Raw genomic sequence first — 19,458 nt, 5'->3', positions numbered from 1 at the left:
TGCGGCCGTCACCCGACCAGGACCACGACCTTGCCGCTGATCCGTCCGGCGGCCGCCTCGGCGTGCAGGGACGGCAGTGCGGTCAGCGGGATGCGCCGGGTGACCTCGACCGTGAGCGCCCCGGCGTCGACCAGGGACACCAGCTCCGCCAGGCGTTCGCGGTTGCGCAGGACGAACACCGTCGCCGCCCGGACCCCGCGGGACTCGTCGTCCGGCGTGGGCATGAACGCCGTGGTGCTGACGACCGCGCCGCCGTCGCGCACGACGTCGACGAGTGCCGCGAAGTCCTGCGGGTCGATCGGGGCGAGGTTGAGCAGCACGTCGACCGGCTCCGTCACGGCGGCACGGACGTCGGTCGTGGTGTGGTCGATGACCTCGTGGGCGCCGGCTGCCCGGACGGCCTCGATGCTGCGCGGGCTCGCCGTCGCGATCACGTGGACCCCGGCGCGGACGGCGAGCTGGATCGCGTACTTGCCCACCACGCCGCCGGCTCCCATGACCAGCAGGCGTTGGCCTGCCTCGAGCCGCCCGTCGTCGAACAGTGCCTGCCACGCGGTGAGTGCCACGGAGGGCAGCGCCGCCGCGTCGGCCAGCGGGAGGCTCGTCGGTGCGGCGACCACCGCGTCCGCCGGGGCGATGACGTACTCGGCCGCCCCGCCGTCGAGTTCCATCGGCAGGAACGCGACGACGGCGTCCCCGATCGCGATCCCCTCGACACCGTCGCCGAGCGCGTCGACGGTGCCGGACACGTCGTAGCCGGGGACGTGCGGCAGCTGGACCGGGATCGGCAGGAACCCGCCCCGCATCCCGTTGTCCGCCGCGTTGAACGCCGAGGCGGCGACGCGGAGTCGCACCTGCCCGGCACCCGGGGTGGGCTGCTCGACGTCCTCGGTGCGGAGCACCTCGGGACCGCCGACCTCGTGGAACCGTACTGCCTGCATGATCGTGCCCTTCGTCGGTGTTGCTCGTATGCTTCGAGTTCGAAGCAACTGACGGTGACGCTAGCACTGCTTCGAACTCGAAGCAACAGGTAGGATGGATCTCGTGACCGATGCGCCGAACTCCCTGACCCCGACGCAGCTCGGGGCGTACTTCGCCTTCACCGAGGTGAGCAGCCTGCTGCGCCACGCGGTCGAGCGGCAGCTGCGCGACGTGGGCGGCCTGAGCTACGTGCAGTTCCAACTGCTCGCCCGGCTCGGTGACGCTCCGGGCGGGCAGCAGCGCATGACCGACCTCGCCGACGGGGTCGTCTACAGCCGCAGCGGGCTCACGTACCAGGCGCAACTGCTCGAGCAGCGCGGGCTGGTCACCCGCGGGCCCTCGCCGGACGACGAACGCAGCACGGTCGTGACGATCACCCGGGCCGGTCGTGACGTCCTCGCCGCGGTCTTCCCCGGACACATCGAGGCGCTGCACACCCTGCTGTTCGCGTCGATGTCGGGCGCGGACGTCGACGACCTGGCGCGGATCCTCGGGGGAGCGGCGGAGCACCTGCGCGCGAACCCACCACGCTCCGCGGCGTCACGGAAGCGGAGCTGATCGCAGGACGACGGCCGGCTGCTCGTGGAGCAACCGGCCGTCGTCCTGCAGGAGCGGACGCTCCCGTGCGCACCGTGAGGAGCATCCGCTCCCACGGCTACCGATCAGTTGTACGACGCGAGTCGGTTCGGAGCGGTGTTGCCCGCCGGTGTGGGAACCGCGCCGCCGACCCCGTTGATGATGCTCGAGATGGTGCCCGTGTCGCCGAGCGAGACCGTGACGAGACCGTGGGCGCGGACGCCGGCGGTCTGCGGGACCTCGAACGCCCGGTCGGCGTGCACGGACGGGTTCGTGTTGAAGAAGGCGTAGACGCCGCCGCCCCAGATCTCGTGCTTCGTGACCGAGGACGCCACCTTGTAGGCCGCGTAGCCCGCGCCGGTCGGACTCTGCCAAGATGCGTTGTCCGGGACGTCGTACGGCATCTCGTTCTGGAAGAAGATCGTTCTGCCGTTCTCACCGTTCCAGAGCACTTCGTACTTCTGGTAGTGCTCGACGAAGAGCCCGGTGGCGAGCACGTCGTTGCCGTTCACCTCGACCCCGGTCGCGCCGGTGTTGACGTTCCAGCCCGTCGGCGCGCCGCCGTGGTCGGCCCGCCACGCCCAGATGTGGTCGATGAGCGTGTCGTCGGCGTTCACCTGCAGGGTGGTCGTTGCCTTGCCCTGCACGCTCGAACCGACGCGGAAGAAGACGTCCTGGATGCTCTGCGGATCTCCCGCGTGGTCGACGTGCGACCCAGCACTGCCGAGGCGGACGAGCTGTGCGCTGTTCTGCGTGCCGGCGTCCACGACGAGGTTCGACACGTTCACCCCGGCGACGTCGGTCGACGTCAGCACGGCGTTGCCCCTGGTGGGGACGAGGGTGGGGAAACCGATTCCGGTCACGATGGTGTCCGCCCGGGTGACGGCGATCGGCGAGTCGAGCTGGTACGTGCCCGGCGTGAAGAAGAGGTTGAGGCCCTGCGCCAGAGCGGCGTTGATGGTGGCCGCCGAGTCCCCCGGGTGCGCGACGTAGAAGTTCCGCATCGGGAGGTCGGTGCCGGCGGTGTTCGGCCACGTGACACCGCTCGCGTTCTGCTTGATCGAGGGGACGAACACGTGGTACTTGTTCGACGAATCCACGTACAGGTACGGCTTCTCCCGGGTGGTCGGCGTGGTGGCGAGCGTCGTGTAGCTCTTCGAGAAGTCGTTCGCCGGGGCGCCCTGGACCCCTGAGAAGGTCATGTTCCAGTTGCCGCCCTGCCACGCCCCGATCGTCGAGTTCCGCGTGTACCACTGCTGCTGGGAGCCTGACGTCACCGTGCCGTCCACCTTCGTGTCGGCGATGTAGCCGCCGGACGAGTATCCCTGTCCACCATCCTGGTTCGACGGACCCATCGTCAGGTTGCCCTTCACGTGGACCCGGCGCATCGGGGCGGCCTGGGACACCGCCCACCGGTCGGTTCCGCTCTCGGGCGCGATCGCCACGTTCTCGACCGACCGCCAGAAGTTCTGTGTCGCGTTCTTCTCGTCGCCGGCGTTCCACCCGGAGTCGACGTTGACCGCGCCGTTGATCGTGACGTCGTCGGGGTTCTTGCCGAGCCCGGCGACCGACGTGTAGAAGCCGAGGTTCGCCCAGACGCGGCCGTAGCTACCGGGCTTGAACAGGAAGACGTGCCGCTGCGTGCCGAACTGCGCGGTCGTGCTGCGGAGCTGGCTGGTGAACGCCGCGTCGACGTCGGCCTGGATGGTCGATGCCGGCACCGTGGGGTCGTAGATCTTCACGTTGCTGCCGAAGTCCGGGGTGTCGCTCGTGGCGACTGCCTGGGCAGAGATCGCCGGAGCCAGTGCCCCCACGACACCGACGCTCAGGGCGAGCGCGAGGATTCGCTTCATCCGTCGTTGCATGATGCTCGATTCGTCATCGTGCGGCGTCGTTGCCGCACGGGACAGACCGTAGACCCGATGCCGCGCTCGGACAGTCGGGAGAAAAGGGGACAAGTGCCCCCGGTGGGGCACTAGCTGCGGGGAGCCCGCACGAAGAACAGCGTGATGGCGCCGAGGACGACCGCGGCGACGATGAGCGCCCAGGCGAGCACGATGACCGGCCCGTCCCAGGGGGTGAAGAGCAGTCCGACCCCGATCACCAGGGCCACGGCGGCGCCGATGAGGGCGAGGCGGTGCGGTCGTACCGGAGCGGTGCGTGTCACGGTTCCCACGGTACGCGCGCCGGGCTGGCAGCGCGGCGTCGAGCGGGTACGCCGGTCACACCGTCGTGCGCATCACCCACCGCCACTTGGCGATGCGGCGGTCGCGCACGAACCCGAACTGCGTGAACAGTTCTTCCGGCCCGGTGTGCAGGTAGGCCCCGCGCTGCGGCTTCCGCTCGACCGTCTGCTCCGGGTAGGCCTCGACGGTCCCGCCGCCGGCCCGCCGGATCTCCTCGAGCGCGGTCGTGACCGCGGCGCGTGCGACCCCCTGGCCGCGGTGTCGGGACTCCACGAACACGCAGCCGATCCGCCAGTCCGGCGGCGTCGAGGCGTCGCGGGCGTACGCGCCGGGGTTCAGGATCGTCGGCAGCTCGACCGGCCGCCCGAACTGGCACCACCCGACCGCCGTGCCGTCGGCGTAGACGAGCACCTGGTGGTTCGTGCCGTTCCGCACGTGGCGGTGCTTCGCCTCCTGGTGCGACGTCGTCGGGTCGGGCGTCCCGCGTGGGCCGTCCGGGTGGAACCCGATGCACCAGCACCCGCCCCACACACCGTTGCTGCGGGTCACGAGCGCAGCGAAGTCGGGCCACGTCTCCTCGGTGAGCATCGCCGTCGAGTACTCCATGGGCCGATGATCCTCCGGTCCTGGCGATCCCGCCACCACCGCGACCGTGGTGTTCGGAACGGCGCGCGACCGGTGGTCAGGCTGCGCTGCGCCGGGCGGCGGCGAGGCCGGAGACGAGCGCCGCGACGCCGAGCCCGATGCCGACCACGCCGGCGAGTGCACCGAAGAACATCAGCGCCCCGGCACCGATGTCCGCGCCGCCCTCGCCGGAGTCGTTCGCGTTCGCGTACCCACCGACGAACGATGCCAGGAACGCCACGACGAGGAACGCCGTGCAGAGGATGTGCAGCACACGTGGCGCGATCGGGGTCATGCCCGGATCGTAGCGCGGCGGCGGGGAGCGGATCGCGCCGGCACTTTCCCAGCGGACACGACGGTGTTCCGCGGGGAAGTCACGGCGACCGCCCGAGCAGGACTGCGAGCCTCTCCGGACCGCGCCGATGATGGTGTGACCGAGGGGGAACGGACGACATGACGATGCGACGTGCAGGGGGAGCCGCGCTCGGCTTCGTGGGTGGCAGTGTGCTCGCCGGGTTGCTGGTGAGCGTCGGCGTGACGCCGGTGATCGCGGTCGCCGGCGTCGGCACGACCTCGGCGATCGGGGTGTTCGAGTCGCTGCCGGAGGACATCGAGATCGGGCAGCTGCCCCAGCGGAACCAGATCTGGGCGTACCGCGGCGGCGAGCCGGTGCACCTGGCGAACGTGTGGGACCAGGACCGGCAGGAGCTCACGCTCGAGCAGATCAGCGACCACCTGGAGCACGCCGCGGTGGACGGCGAGGACAAGCGGTTCCACGAGACCGGCGGGGTCGACGCGACGTCCGTCGTCCGGTCGCTCGTGAGCGTCGCCACGTCCGGGACCGAGGGCGGGTCGGGTGGTTCGACCCTGACGATGCAGCTCGTGCGGAACATCAAGATCCAGCAGGCGAGCGAACTGCCCACCGCCGAGGAGCGCGAGGCCGCGTACGAGGACGCGACCCGGCGGACACCGCAGCGCAAGCTCGCCGAGATGAAGCTCGCGATCAGCCTGGCGAAGCAGTACACGAAGCAGCAGATCCTGGCGGCGTACCTGAACATCGCCTACTTCGGCGACCAGACCTACGGGGTGCAGTCGGCGGCGCAGCACTACTACGGCAAGTCGGCGACCGACCTGACCCCGGCCGAGGCGGCGTCCCTCATCGCGATCGTGCAGTGGCCGGAGCGACGGGACCTGTCGACGCCGGACCACCACCGCGACAACGCCGCCCGGCGGAACGTGATCCTGCGGTCGATGCACGAGCAGGGGCACCTGTCGACCGAGGAGTACCGCACGGCTCGGCTGTCCCGTGTCGCCGACTCCGTGCACCTGACGGCCCCGCAGCAGGGGTGCGAGGCGGTCGAGGTGGGCGCGGAGTTCTTCTGCGACCACGCGGAGACCATCGCCCAGCGGCTCCCGCAGCTCGGCGCGACGAAGCAGCAGCGGGCGGACGCCTGGCGCACCGGCGGGTACCGGATCCAGACCACGCTCGACCTCGACCTGAACGCGGAACAGAAGCGGCTGCTCGACCAGTACGACCCGAAGACCGAGACCCGGCTGGCGCTGGGGGCCACGTTCAACACGGTCGAGGCCGGGACGGGCCGGGTGCTGACGATGGCGCAGAACACCGACCACGACCGGTCGTCCGACGCGCCCCGCACCGCGACCTCGCTGAACTACGCCACCGACCAGGCGGACGGCAGCTCGACGGGGTTCCAGACCGGGTCGACCTACAAGATGTTCACCCTGCTGGCGTGGATCGAGGCCGGCCGCAGTCCGGACACCGTCGTCGACGGCACCCCGCACCCGCACAGCGAGTGGACCGCCTGCGGTGGACCCGCCTCGGCGTTCTGGCAGCCGAAGAACGACTCACCCGGGCAGCGTGGTCCGTACTCGGTCCGGTCGGCGACGGCGCAGTCCGTGAACGCGGCGTACCAGTCGATGGCCGAACAGCTCGACCTGTGCGACATCCGCGACGTGGCCGAGCGGCTGGGGGTGCACCTGGCGACCGGTGGCGAGCTGCCCTGGAACCCGGGGTCCCTGCTCGGCACCGAGAGCATCGCCCCGCTGACGATGGCGTCGGCCTACGCCGGCATCGCGAACGGCGGGCGGTTCTGTGCACCCGTGGTGATCGACCAGGTCATCGCACCCGACGGCGAGGAACTCGGCGGACAACCCCGCACCTGCACGCAGGCGGTGTCGCCCCAGACCGCGGCCACCGCGTTCGACGTCATGCAGGGCGCGTTCCGCGGCGGCACGGCGAGCGGCGGGCAGACCCCCGACGGCGCGACCCTGTTCGGCAAGACCGGCACCACGGACGCGGCCGACCAGGTGTGGCTGGTGGGCGGGACCTCGCGTGCCGTCACCGCCTACTGGCAGGGCAACACGGACGGCGCGAAGCACAACCTGCGGTCGTTCTCCAACGGTCAGGGCGGCACCTACGCGGGATCGCGCGCGGCCGTCTGGCGCGACGCGCAGACGGCGGTGAACGCGGCGCTGCCGGTCGGCTGACGGCCCGGAACGCAACCACCAACGGCCTGGAGGCGCGGTGCCAGCTGGCACCGCGCCTCCAGGCCGGTTCTCGGTTGCGTCCTACGACAGCTTCTTGCTGTCCTCGAGCCAGCCCGCGAGCTTGGTCATGTAGTCGGCCTGCGACGCGTAGTCGAGGGCCGGGAACGTCCAGCTGTGGACCTGGCCCGCCTCGAGCGCGGCGTTGTCGGCGAAGGTCGGCTGCTTCTCGAGGTCGGCGACCTGGTAGCCCTGCTGCGACAGCAGCAGCACGTCACCGGTGATCTGGCCGGCGTTCTCCCACGAGTAGATGCCCCAGTAGAAGCCCTCCGGCTTCGGGTTGACGAAGTCGACCCCGTACGACGCGTACATCTGCAGCGACGGCTCGTCGGTCGGGCGGGTGACGTACGCGCCGTCACCGTCGGCGTACATCGAGACGACCGACAGGTCCTTCTCCTTCGAGACCTTCTCGAGCTCGTCGGCCGCGGTGTCGAAGCGCTCCTCGGCGGCGTCGACCGTCGACTCCTTCGCGCCGAGGGACTCGGACAGTTCGGCGATCTTCTCGATGACGTCCTCGCCCTTGCCGCCCCACTTCACCTGGACGACCGGCGCGATGGCCTCGATCTGCTTCTCCTGCGCCTTGTCCTTGAAGCCGTAGCCCGGCTGCTTCGTGTCGAGCGTGCCCTTGGCGTCGGTCGGGTAGACCGAGGTGACGACGAGGTCGGGCTTGAGCGCGGCGAGCTGCTCGAGGTCGATGTCGCCGTAGGCCGTGCCGAGCTGCGTGATGCCGTCGGTGTCGAGCCCCTTGAACCGGGCGTCCTTCGCCATCGTCAGCTGCCCGAAGGTGCCGACGGGCTTCAGGCCGTACTCGATGAACGACAGGGCGATGTCGTTCAGCACGACGACGCGCTTCGGCGTGTGGTCGACCTTCACGGTGGCGCCCGTGGCGTCCTCGTACGACCAGGCCTTCGACGCGGCGGTGCCGCCGTCGGAGTCGGAGTCGTTCGAGTTGCCGGTGCTCGAGCAGCCGGTCAGGAGGAGTGCCGAGACGGTCACGGAGGTCAGGAGGGCGGCGCGCAGGTGGCCGCGTCGGGAGGTCTTCACGTTAGGAGAGGCTAACCTAAGTTCGCGGTACTCGCCAGCACGTCTTCGGTTTTCGTCGGGACCGTGTGCTCGGTCGGGGCGCTCGGAACTGTGTGCTCGGTCGGGGCGCTCGGAACTGTGTGCTCGGTCGGGGCACTCGGGACGGGGTCGTGCTCGTCTGCCTCGGGCACGATCATCGGTGCACCGGTCACCGGGTCGGGGAACACCCGGGCGTGCAGGCCGAACGCGTGCTCGAGCAGTGCCGGGGTGAGGACGTCGTGGGGTGTGCCGTCGGCCACGACCCCGCCGTCGTGCAGCACCACGAGTCGGTCGGAGTACCGCGCCGCGAGCGAGAGGTCGTGCAGCACCATCACGATCGTCGACCCCTGCTCGCGGTTCAGCCGCCGGACGAGCCGCAGGACCTCGAGCTGGTGCGCGAGGTCGAGGTAGGTCGTCGGCTCGTCGAGCAGGAGCGTCTGTGCCTGCTGCGCGACGATCATGGCGATCCAGGCGCGCTGGCGCTGCCCGCCGGACAGGCTCGTGACGTCGCGGTGTGCGACCTCGGTCAGGCCGGTGGCGGCGATGGCCTCTTCGGCGACGGCGGCGTCCTCGGCAGTCCACGGCTTCGCCCACGACTGGTGCGGGTTCCGGCCGCGCATCACCAGGTCGAGCACGCTGGTGCCCGCGGGGGCGACGGGGGACTGCGGCAGGATCGCGAGCTTGCGGGCGACCTGGCGGTTCGGTTCCCTGCGGATCGGGGTGCCGTCGAGCATGACCTCGCCGGCCTGCGGCTTGAGCACGCGGCCGAACGCCTTGAGCAGGGTCGACTTGCCGCAGCCGTTCGCGCCGAGGAACGTCGTGACGGTGCCGCGTTCGATGCGCAGGTCCAGGTCGCGCAGCACGGGCTGGCGGTCGTAGCCGACGGACAGGCCCGTGGCTTCGAGGACGGGGGTGTCGTGCTCGTGCTCGTGTTGGTGCGATGTTGTCATCGGGACATCTCCTTGCGGTGACGGACGAGGAGCCAGATCAGGTACGGCGCCCCGATCACGGTGGTGATGATGCCGACCGGCACCTGCCACGGGAACGCGGAACGGGAAAGCAGGTCGGCGGCGAGCACGAGCACGGCGCCGAGGGCACCGGCGAGCAGCAGCGGCGGCCGGTTCGTCCCGGCGAGCCGGAGCCCGACCTGCGGCACGACGAACGCGACGAAGCCGACCGGTCCCGCGGCGGCCACGGCGGCGGCGGTCAGCACGACCGCGAGCGCGATGACGAGCAGCCGGTGCCGCTGGACGCCGAGTCCGACGCCCGTCGCGACCTCGTCGCCGAGCTGCCCGATGCCGAGGGCCGCACTCGTCGCGAGCGCGATCGGCACCGCGACGACCGCCACCACGAGCAGCGGCCAGACGCTCTCCCACGAGGTGCTCGACAGGCTGCCGACGAGCCACTGCGACGCCGCGGTGGCGACGGTGATCTTCGCGCGGACGAGCAGGTAGCTCGTCACCGCGTCGAGGGTCGCGCTCACGCCGATGCCGACCAGCACGAGCCGGTAGCTCTGCACGCCGCCGCGCCAGCCCAGGCCGTACACCAGGACCGCCGCGACCAGGGCGCCGATCGTCGCGGCCACCGGGATCCCGCCACCGAGCACCAGGGACGAGACCGAGTACGTCCCGCCGCCGAGCACGATGGCCGCGACCGCACCGACGCTCGCGCCCGCGGTGACACCGATGATGTCCGGGGTGCCGAGTGGGTTGCGGGTGAAGGTCTGGGTGAGCGCGCCGGCGACCCCGAGCGTCAGGCCGACGAGTGCGCCGGTGAGCACGCGGGGCAGGCGCAGGGTGGTGATGATGAAGGCGTCCGGCCCGGACTCCAGGCCGAGCAGGGACCGGATGACGACCCCGGGTGCGATCCACGTCGAGCCGACCGCCGTGCCGAGGACGACGAGCACCAGGACGGTGGCGAGCGACCCGACCGTGTACCAGAACACCCGGGGGCGCCAGGCGAGCCCGACGGGGCCGATGCGGATGCCGGCGCGGCCGGGGGTGCGGGGAGCGGGGGCGTGCGTGCCCGGCGTAGTGGTCTCGGGCGTGCTGCTGGGCGCGCTGCCGGGCGTGCTGCCGGTGCTGCGCACCGCTGCCCCGCTCACAGCGACACCAGCGATCGGCGACGGGCCACGGCGACGAACACGGGGCCACCGATGACGGCGAGCACGATGCCGACCTCGACCTCGGAGAACCCGCCGATCAGGCGACCGATGACGTCGGCGAGCAGCACGAGGGCGGCGCCGACCAGACCGGACACGGGCAGGGTCCAGCGGTGTCCGGTGCCGACGAGCGCGCGGGCGACGTGCGGCACCGTCAGGCCGACGAAGCCGATCGGGCCGGCAGCAGCGGTCGCCCCGGCGGCGAGCAGCGTGATCCCGCCCAGGCCGACGAGCCGGGCGACGAGCACGTTCTCGCCGAGCCCCTTCGCCAGCTCGGACCCGAGCCCGAGGGCGTCGAGGGCGCGGACGTTCAGCACCGCGAGCACGAGCCCGGCGGCCAGGAACGGCCACACCGCCCCGAGGATGTCGAGCTGCCGTGCCGCGAGGGACCCGACGACCCAGAGCCGGTACGCGTCGAGCGAGGCCTGGTCGGTCAGCACGACGAAGGAGGTCAGGGCGGCGAGCAGTGCCGAGACCGCGGCTCCGGCGAGGGCGAGTGGCACCGGACTGGCGGTGCCACTGCCGGCGATGGTGACCGAGAAGACGACGACGCTGGCGACCAGGGCCCCGACCAGGGCGAACCACACGGTCGCGCTCGTGCTCGTCACCCCGAACACGTAGACGCCGAGCACCACCGCGAGTCCGGCACCCGACGAGACCCCGAACAGGCCGGGGTCGGCGAGTGGGTTGCGGGTGTGTCCCTGCATGAGGAGCCCGGCGATGCCGAGGGCTGCCCCGACCGCAGCACCGATGAGCGTGCGCGGGATGCGGGAGCCCCACACGATCGCCTCGTCGGTGCTCGACCCGGAGCGGGTGAGCCCCGCCCACACCTCGGCGACACCGATGCGGTTGCTGCCGAGCAGCATGCTCGCCACGGCGACGAGCACCAGGGCGACGACGAGGCCGACGATCACCGCGGTCCGCCGCCGCATCGCGGTCCGGTGGACGCCGAGGGCACGGGACGCGTCGCCGTCCCGGGCGCTGGACACGACGGGTTCGGGGGCCTCCGGACCGGAAGCCAGAACGGGATTGGGGGCTGGCACGGAAGTCATCTTAGGTTAGCCTTGCCTCATGGCGAAGACCCCGCGGCTCCTGCCGACGAACCCCCGGCTCTTCCGCGCCCGTGTCCTCCGGACCCAGCGGGTGACCCCCTCGATGCAGCGCGTCACCGTCACCGGGGACGACCTGCACGAGTTCGGCTACCTCGGTTTCGACCACTGGTTCCGCCTGTTCGTCCGACGCCCCGACCAGGACGCCTTCCGGATGCCCGACCTGGACGGCAAGAAGTGGTGGCCGACGTTCCTCGGCATCCCCGAGGACATCCGCCCCCACTGCGCGAACTACACCGTCGCCGCGTACCGGCTGCTCGCCGACGGCACCGCCGAGCTCGACATCGACTTCGTCGTGCACCTGGACCACCGCGGTCAGCTCGAGGGCCGTGCCGCGATCTGGGCCTGCTCCGCCCGCCCCGGCGAAGAGCTCGCGATGCTCGACCAGGGCTGCATCTTCGACGTCCCCGCCGGCACCAGCGAGGTCGTCGTCGCCGCCGAGGAGACCGGCCTGCCCGGCGTCGTCGGCATCGCCGCCTCGTTGCCGCGCGACACCGTCGGCCGCATCATCCAAGAGGTCCCGACCCCCGCCGACATCCGCGACCTCGACGCCCCCACCGGCGTGCAGGTGACGTGGATCGTCCGGCAGCCCGGCGCCGTCCCCGGCAGCGGGGCCCTCGCCGAACTGCAGCGGCACGTGCCGTCCGACGACCAGGGCTACGCCTTCGTCGTGGGGGAGTCTCGACTCGCAACGGAGGGCCGCCGCCACCTGCACCGTGCGGGCCTGCCGAAGTCGCGCATCACGTTCTCCGGCTTCTGGAAGCACGAGACGAAGGTCTCCGTCTCCGCCTGACCCGAGCGCTGCCTGGCAGGTATGCCCGTTCCCGCCAGGTACGCCCGTTCCCGCCAGGTACGCCCGGTCTTTCCCCTTGCGCCCGCGATGCCTGGTCCTTTCGGGCATACCACCACGGAACTTCCGACCAGGTATGCCCGGTTCCGCCAGGCGCGCCCGTTCCCCCTAGGTACGCCCGGTTCTGCCAGGTACGCCCGGTTCTTCCCCTGGCGTGCGCGATGCCTGGTGCTTTCGGGCGTACCGCCACAGAACTTCCGACCGGGTACGCCCGTTCTGACCAGGTGCGCCCGGTTCCGCCAGGCGCGCCCGGTTCCCTCTAGCTACGCCCGTTCCCGCCAGGTACGCCCGATTCTTCCCCTGGCGTGCGCGATGCCTGGTGCTTTCGGGCGTACCGCCACGGAACTTCCGACCAGGTACGCCCGGTTCCGCCAGGTGCGCTCGTCCTGAACAGGTACGCCCGATTCTTCCCCTGGCGTGCGCGATGCCTGGTGCTTTCGGGCGTCCCACCACAGAACTTCCGACCGGGTACGCCCGTTCTGACCAGGTGCGCCCGGTTCCGCCAGGTGCGCCCGGTTCCCTCTAGCTACGCCCGTTCCCGCCAGGTACGCCCGGTTCTTCCCCTGGCGTGCGCGATGCCTGGTGCTTTCGGGCGTACCGCCACGGAACTTCCCGCCAGGTACGCCCGGTACCGCCAGGTACGCCCGAAAGCACCAGCCGCGCCGCGCCCGCGACGCGACCAACGGACGGACGGGAGGCCCGGTGCCAGCTGGCACCGGGCCTCCCGTCCGTGGTGGGGTCGCGTCAGCCCTTGAGGCCCGAGCCTGTCACGCCCTCCACGATCTGCCGCTGGAAGATCAGGTAGAGGATGATCAGCGGCAGCGCCGCGAGGATCGCACCGGCCTGGATGTCGGCGTAGCGCTGCCCGAAGCTGCCCTGGACCGTGGCGAGCCCGACGGGGATCGTCATGAGGTCCGGGTTGGACAGCACGAACAGCGGCAGCAGCAGGTTGTTCCACACCCCGACGAAGGTCAGGATCGTCACGGCCGCGATCACCGGACGCGACAGCGGCAGGATGACCGACCAGTAGACCTTCCAGATGCCGGCACCGTCGATGCGCGCCGCCTCTTCCAGCTCCTTCGGGATGCCGTCGAAGAACTGCTTGAAGATGAACACCGCGATGACGGCGGGCACCTGCGGGAAGATCACCGACCAGTAGGTGTTGAGCAGGCCGACCGCGTTGAGCTCCTGGAAGATCGGGATGATCAGCACCTGGGTGGGGATCATGATCCCGAGGATGATGAGCAGGAACGCGATGTTGCGGCCGCGGAACACCAGCCGCGACAGCGCGAACGCCGCCATCGACGCGAACAGCACGGTGAGTGCCGCCGTGACGACGCTCGTGATGGCGCTGGCGAGGTACCAGTTCCAGATGTCGCCGGCCTGGAACAGCGACGAGTACGAGTGCAGCGTCGGGTTCCAGTTCGACAGGATCGCGTTCGCGCCGAGTGCGGCGACGCCGTTGTCGGACAGCGACGTCTTCAGGGCGAACACGCTCGGGATGAGCCAGATGATCGCGAAGATCGTCAGGACGATCCCCGACGCGATCGTGAAGCCACGACCGCTGACGCCGATCTTCGCGGCGCTCGTGGGAGCGGCGGACGACACGCCGGTGCGGAGCTTGCGGCCGGTGGTGATGCTCTCGGTGGCGGTCATGTCAGGCCCCGATCTCTCGCTTGGCGGCAGCGCGCTCGACGAGCTGCCGGATGACCGCGATCGCCACGATCACGATGAACAGGAGGACCGACGCGGCCGATGCGGCACCGAGCCGGTTGTCGGTGAAGCCGACGCCGGTGATGAGCTGCAGCGAGACCTGGGTCGAGATGCCCGGCCCGCCGTTCGTCATCAGGTAGACCTGGTCGAAGATCTTCAGGCTCGCGATGATCTGCAGCAGGACGACCAGGGTCGTCGTGCGGCCGAGCAGGGGAAGCGTGATCGACTTGATCTGCTGCCAGTTCGACGCACCGTCGACGGCGGCTGCTTCGTACAGTTCGCGCGGGATCTCCTGCAGACCGGCCAGGTAGAGCACGAAGTTGAAGCCGAGGGTCCACCACACGGTGGCGATCGCGACACCGATCATGGCCGTGTTCGGGCTCGACAGCATGCCGGAGCCGGGGGTCATGCCGATCGCCGACTGCAGGCTCGCCCACAGACCGGTGCTCGGCGTGAAGATGAACACCCAGATCAGCGAGATCGTCGCCGACGGCAGGATGAACGGCAGGAAGAACGCCAGACGGAAGAACCACTGCCCGCGGTTCATCCGGTTCGTCAGCACGGCGAACACGAACGCCAGGATGACGAGCGGCGGGGTCGTGTACAGCGTGAACTGCAGCGTGTGCCAGAGCGACGACCAGAAGTCGCTGCGCCCGAGCATCTCGGCGTAGTTCGCGAACCCGGCGAAGCTGCCCAGCCCGGTGCGGACGGTCGAGGTGTTGAAGAAGCTCGTGACGATCATCCAGACCGTCGGGCCGAGCAGGAAGGCCACGTAGAACAGGCCGAACGGGGCGAGGAACAGCCAGCCGCTGCGGCCCTGGCCGCGGTTCACGCTGGAGCCGTAGGAGCGGTTCCGGCGGAGACGCGGCGCGGTGGCCGCGTCGGTCGGCCGGTCGAGGACAGGTGCTGTGGTCACGTCATCGTGCCTTTCGCGCGGTGTTCACGGCGATCGCGGGAGTCGTCTGCCCGGCGTGGTCCGGCCGGGTGGTTGCGTGCCGGGTCACAGGGGGCTCGGGGTGTTGAGGTACGTCGCGAGCTGCGACTTGATGGCGCTGAGAGCCTGCGCTGGGGACGAGCTGCCCTGCTGGACGAGGGCGAGCTGGGCGCCCACCGTGCCCTCGAACGTCGAACCCGAACCGCCGTACCAGGCGGCGTCGTCGAACACGGCGGTCTCGGCTGCGGCCGCGTAGTTCGACTGCGGCGTGAGCTTCTTGTACGCGGCGCTGTCGAACGTCGGGATGTAGGCCGGCACGTGCCCGCCCTCGGCCCACGTCAGGCTCTGCTCGAGCATCTGCTTGATGAAGAGCATGTGCTGCTTGCGCTGCTCCGGCGTGCGGGCCTTCTTCGGCAGGACGAACGTGTGCGAGTCCGCCTGGGTCGCTGGCTTGTCGTAGAGCTGGGGGATCGGCGCCATGCCGAAGTTCAGGCCCTTGATGGACTGCGCGGTGCTGATCTCCCACTCGCCCTGCATGAAGAAGCCGGCCTTGCCGTCGAACATGAGCGACTGCGCGGTGGCGTAGTCGAGGGCCTTGTTCAGCCAGCCCTCCTTCACCCACTTCTGGGTGCGGCTCGTGACCTCGTTGTAGGCGTCCTCGTTGACGGTGAGCTTCGATCCGCCGTCGCTGATGAACGGGGTGGCGTCCTTCAGCTGGTTGTACATCGTCCAGAAGAAGCGCCACGGGGTGGCCGTCTCCGGCACCACGTTCGCGACGTTGAGCGCCGTGCCGCCGGTGACCTTGGCGACCGCGGCGAGGGCCTTCTCGAAGTTGTCCATGCCGTTGAGGTCGACGAGGTTGCCGTCGCCGTCGATCAGGCCGGCCTTCTTGCAGACGTCGACGTTGTAGAAGAGGACGAAGGGGTGGGTGTCGAGCGGGACCGCGATGTTGTTGCCGTCGGTCTTCTGCGCCGCCCAGGCCTTCTGGTTGAAGTCGGCGGCGCTCAGGCCGACGCTCGCCAGGTCGTCGGACGTGATCGGGTCGAGCAGGTCACCGTCCCAGAGCGGCTTCGCGCGGGTCAGGTGCGCGACCGCGACGTCCGGCGGCTTGTTCCCGACGGTCGCCAGTGTCAGCTTCGAGTAGTACGGGTTGCCCCACGCGAACGTGGTGCCCTGCAGCGCGCTCGAGCCGCCGTGCTGCTTCGCGTAGCCGTCCTCCATGGCCTGCATGCGGACGCCGTCGCCGCCACCGAAGAGGTTCCAGAAGACGAGGGTCTCGGGGTTGAGTGCGCTGCCGGCGAGGCCGGCGGCGAGGGGGCTCGAGCAGGCGGCGAGCGGCAGGACCGTCGCGGCCGCTGCGCCGGCGGCGAGGAAGCCCCGGCGCGAGAGGCGCGACGCGGGTGTTGCGGGTGGGATCGGCATGGCATCACTCCATCGGGATGGGCCGGGCTCGGGAACAGGGTCGGTGCTCCCGCCGGAGCATCGCTGCTCCGGACCCGGAGCACTGCTGCTCCGGACACGGAACGACCTTCCGGTGCTCCGTGAGCGCTCACATTAGCGCTCGCTCCCGGCATCCGCCACCCCTTTCGCGACGGCGTGGAACCCGGTAGCGTTTCCGTCAGGTGAGCGCTCACTTTCGTGACGGCCCGCTTCGGTTCCCGTCCGTGGCCCCACCCGCTCCCCGCACGAACCGCACTGCCACGATCGAAGGAGATCCATGCCCCGCACACACCTCGTCCTCGACGCCGCGTTCACCGTGGGGCCGGTGCGACGTCGCCTGTTCGGCGGGTTCGTCGAGCACCTCGGCCGCCACGTCTACGACGGCATCCACGAGCCCACCCACGAGACCGCCGACGAGCACGGCTTCCGCAAGGACGTCGTCGAACTCGTCAAGGAACTCGGCGTCTCCGCCATCCGCTACCCCGGTGGCAACTTCGTCTCCGGGTACAAGTGGGAGGACGGCGTCGGCCCCGTCGAGCAGCGCCCCCGCCGCCTCGACCTGGCCTGGCACTCGACCGAGACCAACGAGGTCGGCCTGCACGAGTTCCAGCACTGGCTCGACCAGGTCGGCTCGGAGCTCATGCTCGCCGTGAACCTCGGCACCCGCGGCACGCAAGAGGCGATCGAGCTCCTCGAGTACGCGAACATCGACGCCGGGACCGCACTGTCCGAATACCGTCGTTCGAACGGTCGCCAGGAACCCTTCGCCATCAAGATGTGGTGCCTCGGCAACGAGATGGACGGCCCGTGGCAGCTCGGCCACAAGAACGCCGACGACTACGGCAAGCTCGCCGCCATGACCGCCAAGGCCATGCGGCAGATCCAGCCCGACCTCGAGCTCGTCGCCTGCGGTTCCTCCGGGGCGTCGATGCCGACGTTCGGCGAGTGGGAGCGCACCGTCCTCGAGCACACCTACGACGACGTCGACTACATCTCCGCGCACGCCTACTACGAGGAGGACGACGACCTGCCGTCGTTCCTCGCCTCGGGCGCCAACATGGACCACTTCATCAAGACGGTCACCACGGCCGCCGACCACGTCCAGGCGCAGAAGAAGTCCGACAAGCGCATCGACATCTCGTTCGACGAGTGGAACGTCTGGTCGATCAAGAAGTGGGAAGCGAAGGCCAAGACCTTCACGCTCGACGAGTGGCCCGTCGCCCCGCGTCTGCTCGAGGACGTCTACACCGTCGCCGACGCCGTCGTCGTGGGTGGCCTGCTCATCTCGCTGCTCCGGCACGCCGACCGCGTCGCCTCGGCCTCGCTCGCCCAGCTCGTCAACGTGATCGGCCCGATCATGACCGAGCCCGGCGGCCCGGCCTGGCGCCAGACGACCTTCTTCCCGTTCTCGGTCACCTCGCGCCTGGCGCAGGGCACCTCGCTGCAGGTGAAGGCCTCTGGTGACACGGTCGACGGTGGCAAGCACGGCGAGGTCCCGGTCGTGGACTCCGCCGCCACCGTGTCCGAGGACGGCAAGGCCGCGGTCTTCCTGATCAACCGCCACCCGTCCGAGCCGACCACGGTGACGATCGACCTGGCCGGCATCGGTGCGACCGGTGACGTCCACGCCGAGGGCGTCTGGGACGACGACCTGCACGCCGTGAACGACCTGGAGAACACCTCGCGCGTGGGGCTCCGCACGAACGAGTCGGTCCGCCGCGAGGGCGACACCGTCACGATCGAGCTCCCGCCGGTCTCCTGGACCGCCGTCTCGATCGGCTGACAAGGCGCCTCGGCGCACGCCACGGCGGGCGTCGAGTGAGCACAGAGGACGTCGGGCGCTCGCGCCCGACGTCCTCTGCTCGTTGCGGGGGCGCGGCGGGCGGCGCGAGTTCACGTGCTGGGCGACAGTTCACGGGGTGACGGGCGCGTGGACTGTCGCTGGGCCCGTGACGCGGCCGGCGCGGCGGCCGGGAGGCGCGTGGCGGCCTGGCACCGGGCCTCCTGTCCGGCATGTGCGCGAGTTCACGGGCTGGGCGACAGTTCACGGGGGTGTGCGCACGTGATGTGTCGGTGAGCGCGAAACGCGCGCCGCGTCAGCGCGCCGGCGGCGCCGCCGTGCTCGCCCGCTCGACGAGCCGCACCGGCACCAGGTCGGCCGCCACGCTGACCCGCTCGCCGTCGATCTGGGCGAGCAGGTTCGCGACCGCTCGGCGGCCGACCTCGTCGAAGGACTGGTGCACGGTGGTCAGCGGCGGCCAGAACGAGTCGGACTCGGGGGAGTCGTCGAACCCCACCACGCTGAGCGACGACGGCACCGGGCGACCGGACTCGTGTGCGGCGCGCAGGACACCGAGGGCGGTCTGGTCGTTCGCGGCGAACACCGCGGTGATCTCCGGGCGTGCGGCGATCTCGAGCCCGGCCTCGTAGCCGTGCTCGGTCGTCCAGCCGCCGCGGAACACCGGGGGGACCGGTCGACCGGCGCGCGTCAGGGTGTCCTGCCACGCGGCGAGGCGACGGGCTGCCGAGTACGACGACTCCGGACCGGCGACGTGCCAGACGGTCTCGTGCCCCAGGTCGAGCAGGTGCTGCGTGGCCTGTCGGGCGCCGTCGGCCTGGTCGGTGTCGATCGCGGGGTGGTCGGTGCTGCCCGTGGAGTCGACGATGACCATGGGCACGCCGTCGGGCAGCACGACCTCGGCGGTGTCGATGATGTGCGACTCGATGATGATCACGACGCCGTCGACGGCCTGTTCGTGCAGGCGCGAGAACGCCGACCGGACGCCCGCCTCGGTGCGCGAGGCCATGGGCAGCAGGGTGATCGTGAAGTCGGCGACCCCGGCGGCGTCGGCGATCGCCTCGAGCGTGCGCATGTTGCCGAAGGACGCGAGCGTGAACATGATCACGCCGATGGTGCGGAAGCGGCCGGAGCGCAGGGCGCGGGCGGCACGGTTGGGCCGGTAGCCGAGGGACTCCATCGCGCGCTGGACGCGGTCGCGGGTCTCCGGGCTGACGTTGTCGAAGCCCCGGGCGACGCGCGAGACCGTCTGCATCGACACCCCGGCGGCGTCGGCCACGGCGGCCATCGAGGGGGCGCGGCGGGTGCCGGCGGGGGACTCCATCGTCACGCTGGCGCTCCTTCCGGATCGAGGGGCCGAGCGGTCGGCCTCCCCGGACGCTAGCGCATGTTGACGTTGCCATGCTATCGTCGCGTCGTTCGATGTTGACGTCAACATCGGTGACCGCCCGGACACCCT

The 19,458-nt window shown here is 70.5% G+C and carries 17 protein-coding genes; 4 read left to right on the top strand and 13 right to left on the bottom strand.

All coding sequences use genetic code 11. The features are described 5' to 3' along the window. Positions 1-8: 8 nt before the first annotated feature. Positions 9-941, bottom strand: a complete 933-nt coding sequence (locus DEJ02_RS09850; RefSeq protein WP_111032870.1) for an NADP-dependent oxidoreductase — start codon at positions 939-941, stop codon at positions 9-11. A 103-nt stretch (positions 942-1,044) separates the two neighbouring features. On the opposite strand from DEJ02_RS09850, the gene DEJ02_RS09845 reads away from it, so the two are divergent. Further along, positions 1,045-1,539 carry a MarR family winged helix-turn-helix transcriptional regulator gene (locus tag DEJ02_RS09845; RefSeq protein ID WP_111032950.1) on the top strand — a complete coding sequence of 165 codons (495 nt, stop codon included), beginning with the start codon at positions 1,045-1,047 and terminating at the stop codon, positions 1,537-1,539. A gap of 104 nt (positions 1,540-1,643) precedes the next feature. On the opposite strand, the gene DEJ02_RS09840 is transcribed toward DEJ02_RS09845, so the two are convergent. From DEJ02_RS09840 to DEJ02_RS09825, 4 genes are all read right to left on the bottom strand, one after another. Continuing rightward, the gene (locus DEJ02_RS09840) at positions 1,644-3,410 is read right to left on the bottom strand and encodes a hypothetical protein (protein WP_111032869.1); all 1,767 of its coding nucleotides are present in this window, start codon (positions 3,408-3,410) and stop codon (positions 1,644-1,646) included. 122 nt (positions 3,411-3,532) lie between these two features. Then, positions 3,533-3,724, bottom strand: coding sequence for a hypothetical protein (locus DEJ02_RS09835; protein WP_027466139.1), 192 nt, complete (start codon positions 3,722-3,724; stop codon positions 3,533-3,535). A 55-nt stretch (positions 3,725-3,779) separates the two neighbouring features. Further along, a complete protein-coding gene (locus tag DEJ02_RS09830; protein WP_214540627.1) occupies positions 3,780-4,349 on the bottom strand; it encodes a GNAT family N-acetyltransferase in 570 nt (189 codons plus the stop codon). A 76-nt stretch (positions 4,350-4,425) separates the two neighbouring features. Beyond that, on the bottom strand, positions 4,426-4,662 hold the full coding sequence (locus tag DEJ02_RS09825) for a hypothetical protein (RefSeq protein ID WP_111032868.1): 237 nt from the start codon (positions 4,660-4,662) through the stop codon (positions 4,426-4,428). A 158-nt stretch (positions 4,663-4,820) separates the two neighbouring features. On the opposite strand from DEJ02_RS09825, the gene DEJ02_RS09820 reads away from it, so the two are divergent. Further along, positions 4,821-6,875, top strand: coding sequence for a transglycosylase domain-containing protein (locus DEJ02_RS09820; protein WP_258378712.1), 2,055 nt, complete (start codon positions 4,821-4,823; stop codon positions 6,873-6,875). 81 nt (positions 6,876-6,956) lie between these two features. Here DEJ02_RS09820 and DEJ02_RS09815 read toward each other — a convergent pair whose 3' ends face one another. Genes DEJ02_RS09815 through DEJ02_RS09800 form a run of 4 tightly spaced genes read right to left on the bottom strand, consistent with a single transcriptional unit; the run spans position 6,957 to position 11,198 of the window. Further along, on the bottom strand, positions 6,957-7,976 hold the full coding sequence (locus DEJ02_RS09815; RefSeq protein ID WP_111032867.1) for an ABC transporter substrate-binding protein: 1,020 nt from the start codon (positions 7,974-7,976) through the stop codon (positions 6,957-6,959). Positions 7,977-7,987: 11 nt separating this feature from the next. After that, a complete protein-coding gene (locus tag DEJ02_RS09810) occupies positions 7,988-8,944 on the bottom strand; it encodes an ABC transporter ATP-binding protein (RefSeq protein ID WP_111032866.1) in 957 nt (318 codons plus the stop codon). Beyond that, a complete protein-coding gene (locus tag DEJ02_RS09805; protein WP_258378711.1) occupies positions 8,941-10,098 on the bottom strand; it encodes an iron chelate uptake ABC transporter family permease subunit in 1,158 nt (385 codons plus the stop codon). The genes DEJ02_RS09810 and DEJ02_RS09805 overlap by 4 nt, the downstream gene beginning before the upstream one ends. Next, positions 10,095-11,198 carry an iron ABC transporter permease gene (locus DEJ02_RS09800; protein ID WP_258373743.1) on the bottom strand — a complete coding sequence of 368 codons (1,104 nt, stop codon included), beginning with the start codon at positions 11,196-11,198 and terminating at the stop codon, positions 10,095-10,097. Before DEJ02_RS09800 ends, DEJ02_RS09805 begins: the two co-directional genes overlap by 4 nt. Before the next feature lie 28 nt (positions 11,199-11,226). Between DEJ02_RS09800 and DEJ02_RS09795 the strand changes: the two genes are divergently transcribed. Continuing rightward, positions 11,227-12,057: a siderophore-interacting protein gene (locus tag DEJ02_RS09795; RefSeq protein ID WP_111032864.1), complete on the top strand. Its 831-nt coding sequence runs from the start codon at positions 11,227-11,229 to the stop codon at positions 12,055-12,057. Positions 12,058-12,858: 801 nt separating this feature from the next. Here DEJ02_RS09795 and DEJ02_RS09790 read toward each other — a convergent pair. The 3 genes from DEJ02_RS09790 to DEJ02_RS09780 all read right to left on the bottom strand — a co-directional run bounded on the left by DEJ02_RS09790 (position 12,859) and on the right by DEJ02_RS09780 (position 16,183). After that, a complete protein-coding gene (locus DEJ02_RS09790) occupies positions 12,859-13,770 on the bottom strand; it encodes a carbohydrate ABC transporter permease (protein ID WP_027466145.1) in 912 nt (303 codons plus the stop codon). Position 13,771: 1 nt separating this feature from the next. Continuing rightward, complete coding sequence (locus tag DEJ02_RS09785; protein ID WP_027466146.1) at positions 13,772-14,743, bottom strand: carbohydrate ABC transporter permease; 972 nt, start codon at positions 14,741-14,743, stop codon at positions 13,772-13,774. A gap of 84 nt (positions 14,744-14,827) precedes the next feature. Next, positions 14,828-16,183, bottom strand: a complete 1,356-nt coding sequence (locus DEJ02_RS09780; protein ID WP_027466147.1) for an extracellular solute-binding protein — start codon at positions 16,181-16,183, stop codon at positions 14,828-14,830. A 295-nt stretch (positions 16,184-16,478) separates the two neighbouring features. Here DEJ02_RS09780 and DEJ02_RS09775 point away from each other — a divergent pair, with 295 nt between their 5' ends. Further along, positions 16,479-17,984, top strand: coding sequence for an alpha-N-arabinofuranosidase (locus tag DEJ02_RS09775; protein ID WP_110865198.1), 1,506 nt, complete (start codon positions 16,479-16,481; stop codon positions 17,982-17,984). A gap of 313 nt (positions 17,985-18,297) precedes the next feature. On the opposite strand, the gene DEJ02_RS09770 is transcribed toward DEJ02_RS09775, so the two are convergent. Beyond that, the gene (locus tag DEJ02_RS09770; protein ID WP_164941222.1) at positions 18,298-19,323 is read right to left on the bottom strand and encodes a LacI family DNA-binding transcriptional regulator; all 1,026 of its coding nucleotides are present in this window, start codon (positions 19,321-19,323) and stop codon (positions 18,298-18,300) included. Positions 19,324-19,458 lie beyond the last annotated feature (135 nt).

Source organism: Curtobacterium sp. MCLR17_042 (genome assembly GCF_003234695.1).
Classification (GTDB): domain Bacteria; phylum Actinomycetota; class Actinomycetes; order Actinomycetales; family Microbacteriaceae; genus Curtobacterium; species Curtobacterium flaccumfaciens.
Note: the sequence above shows the minus strand (reverse complement) of the source record. Positions and strands in the feature narration are given on the sequence as shown.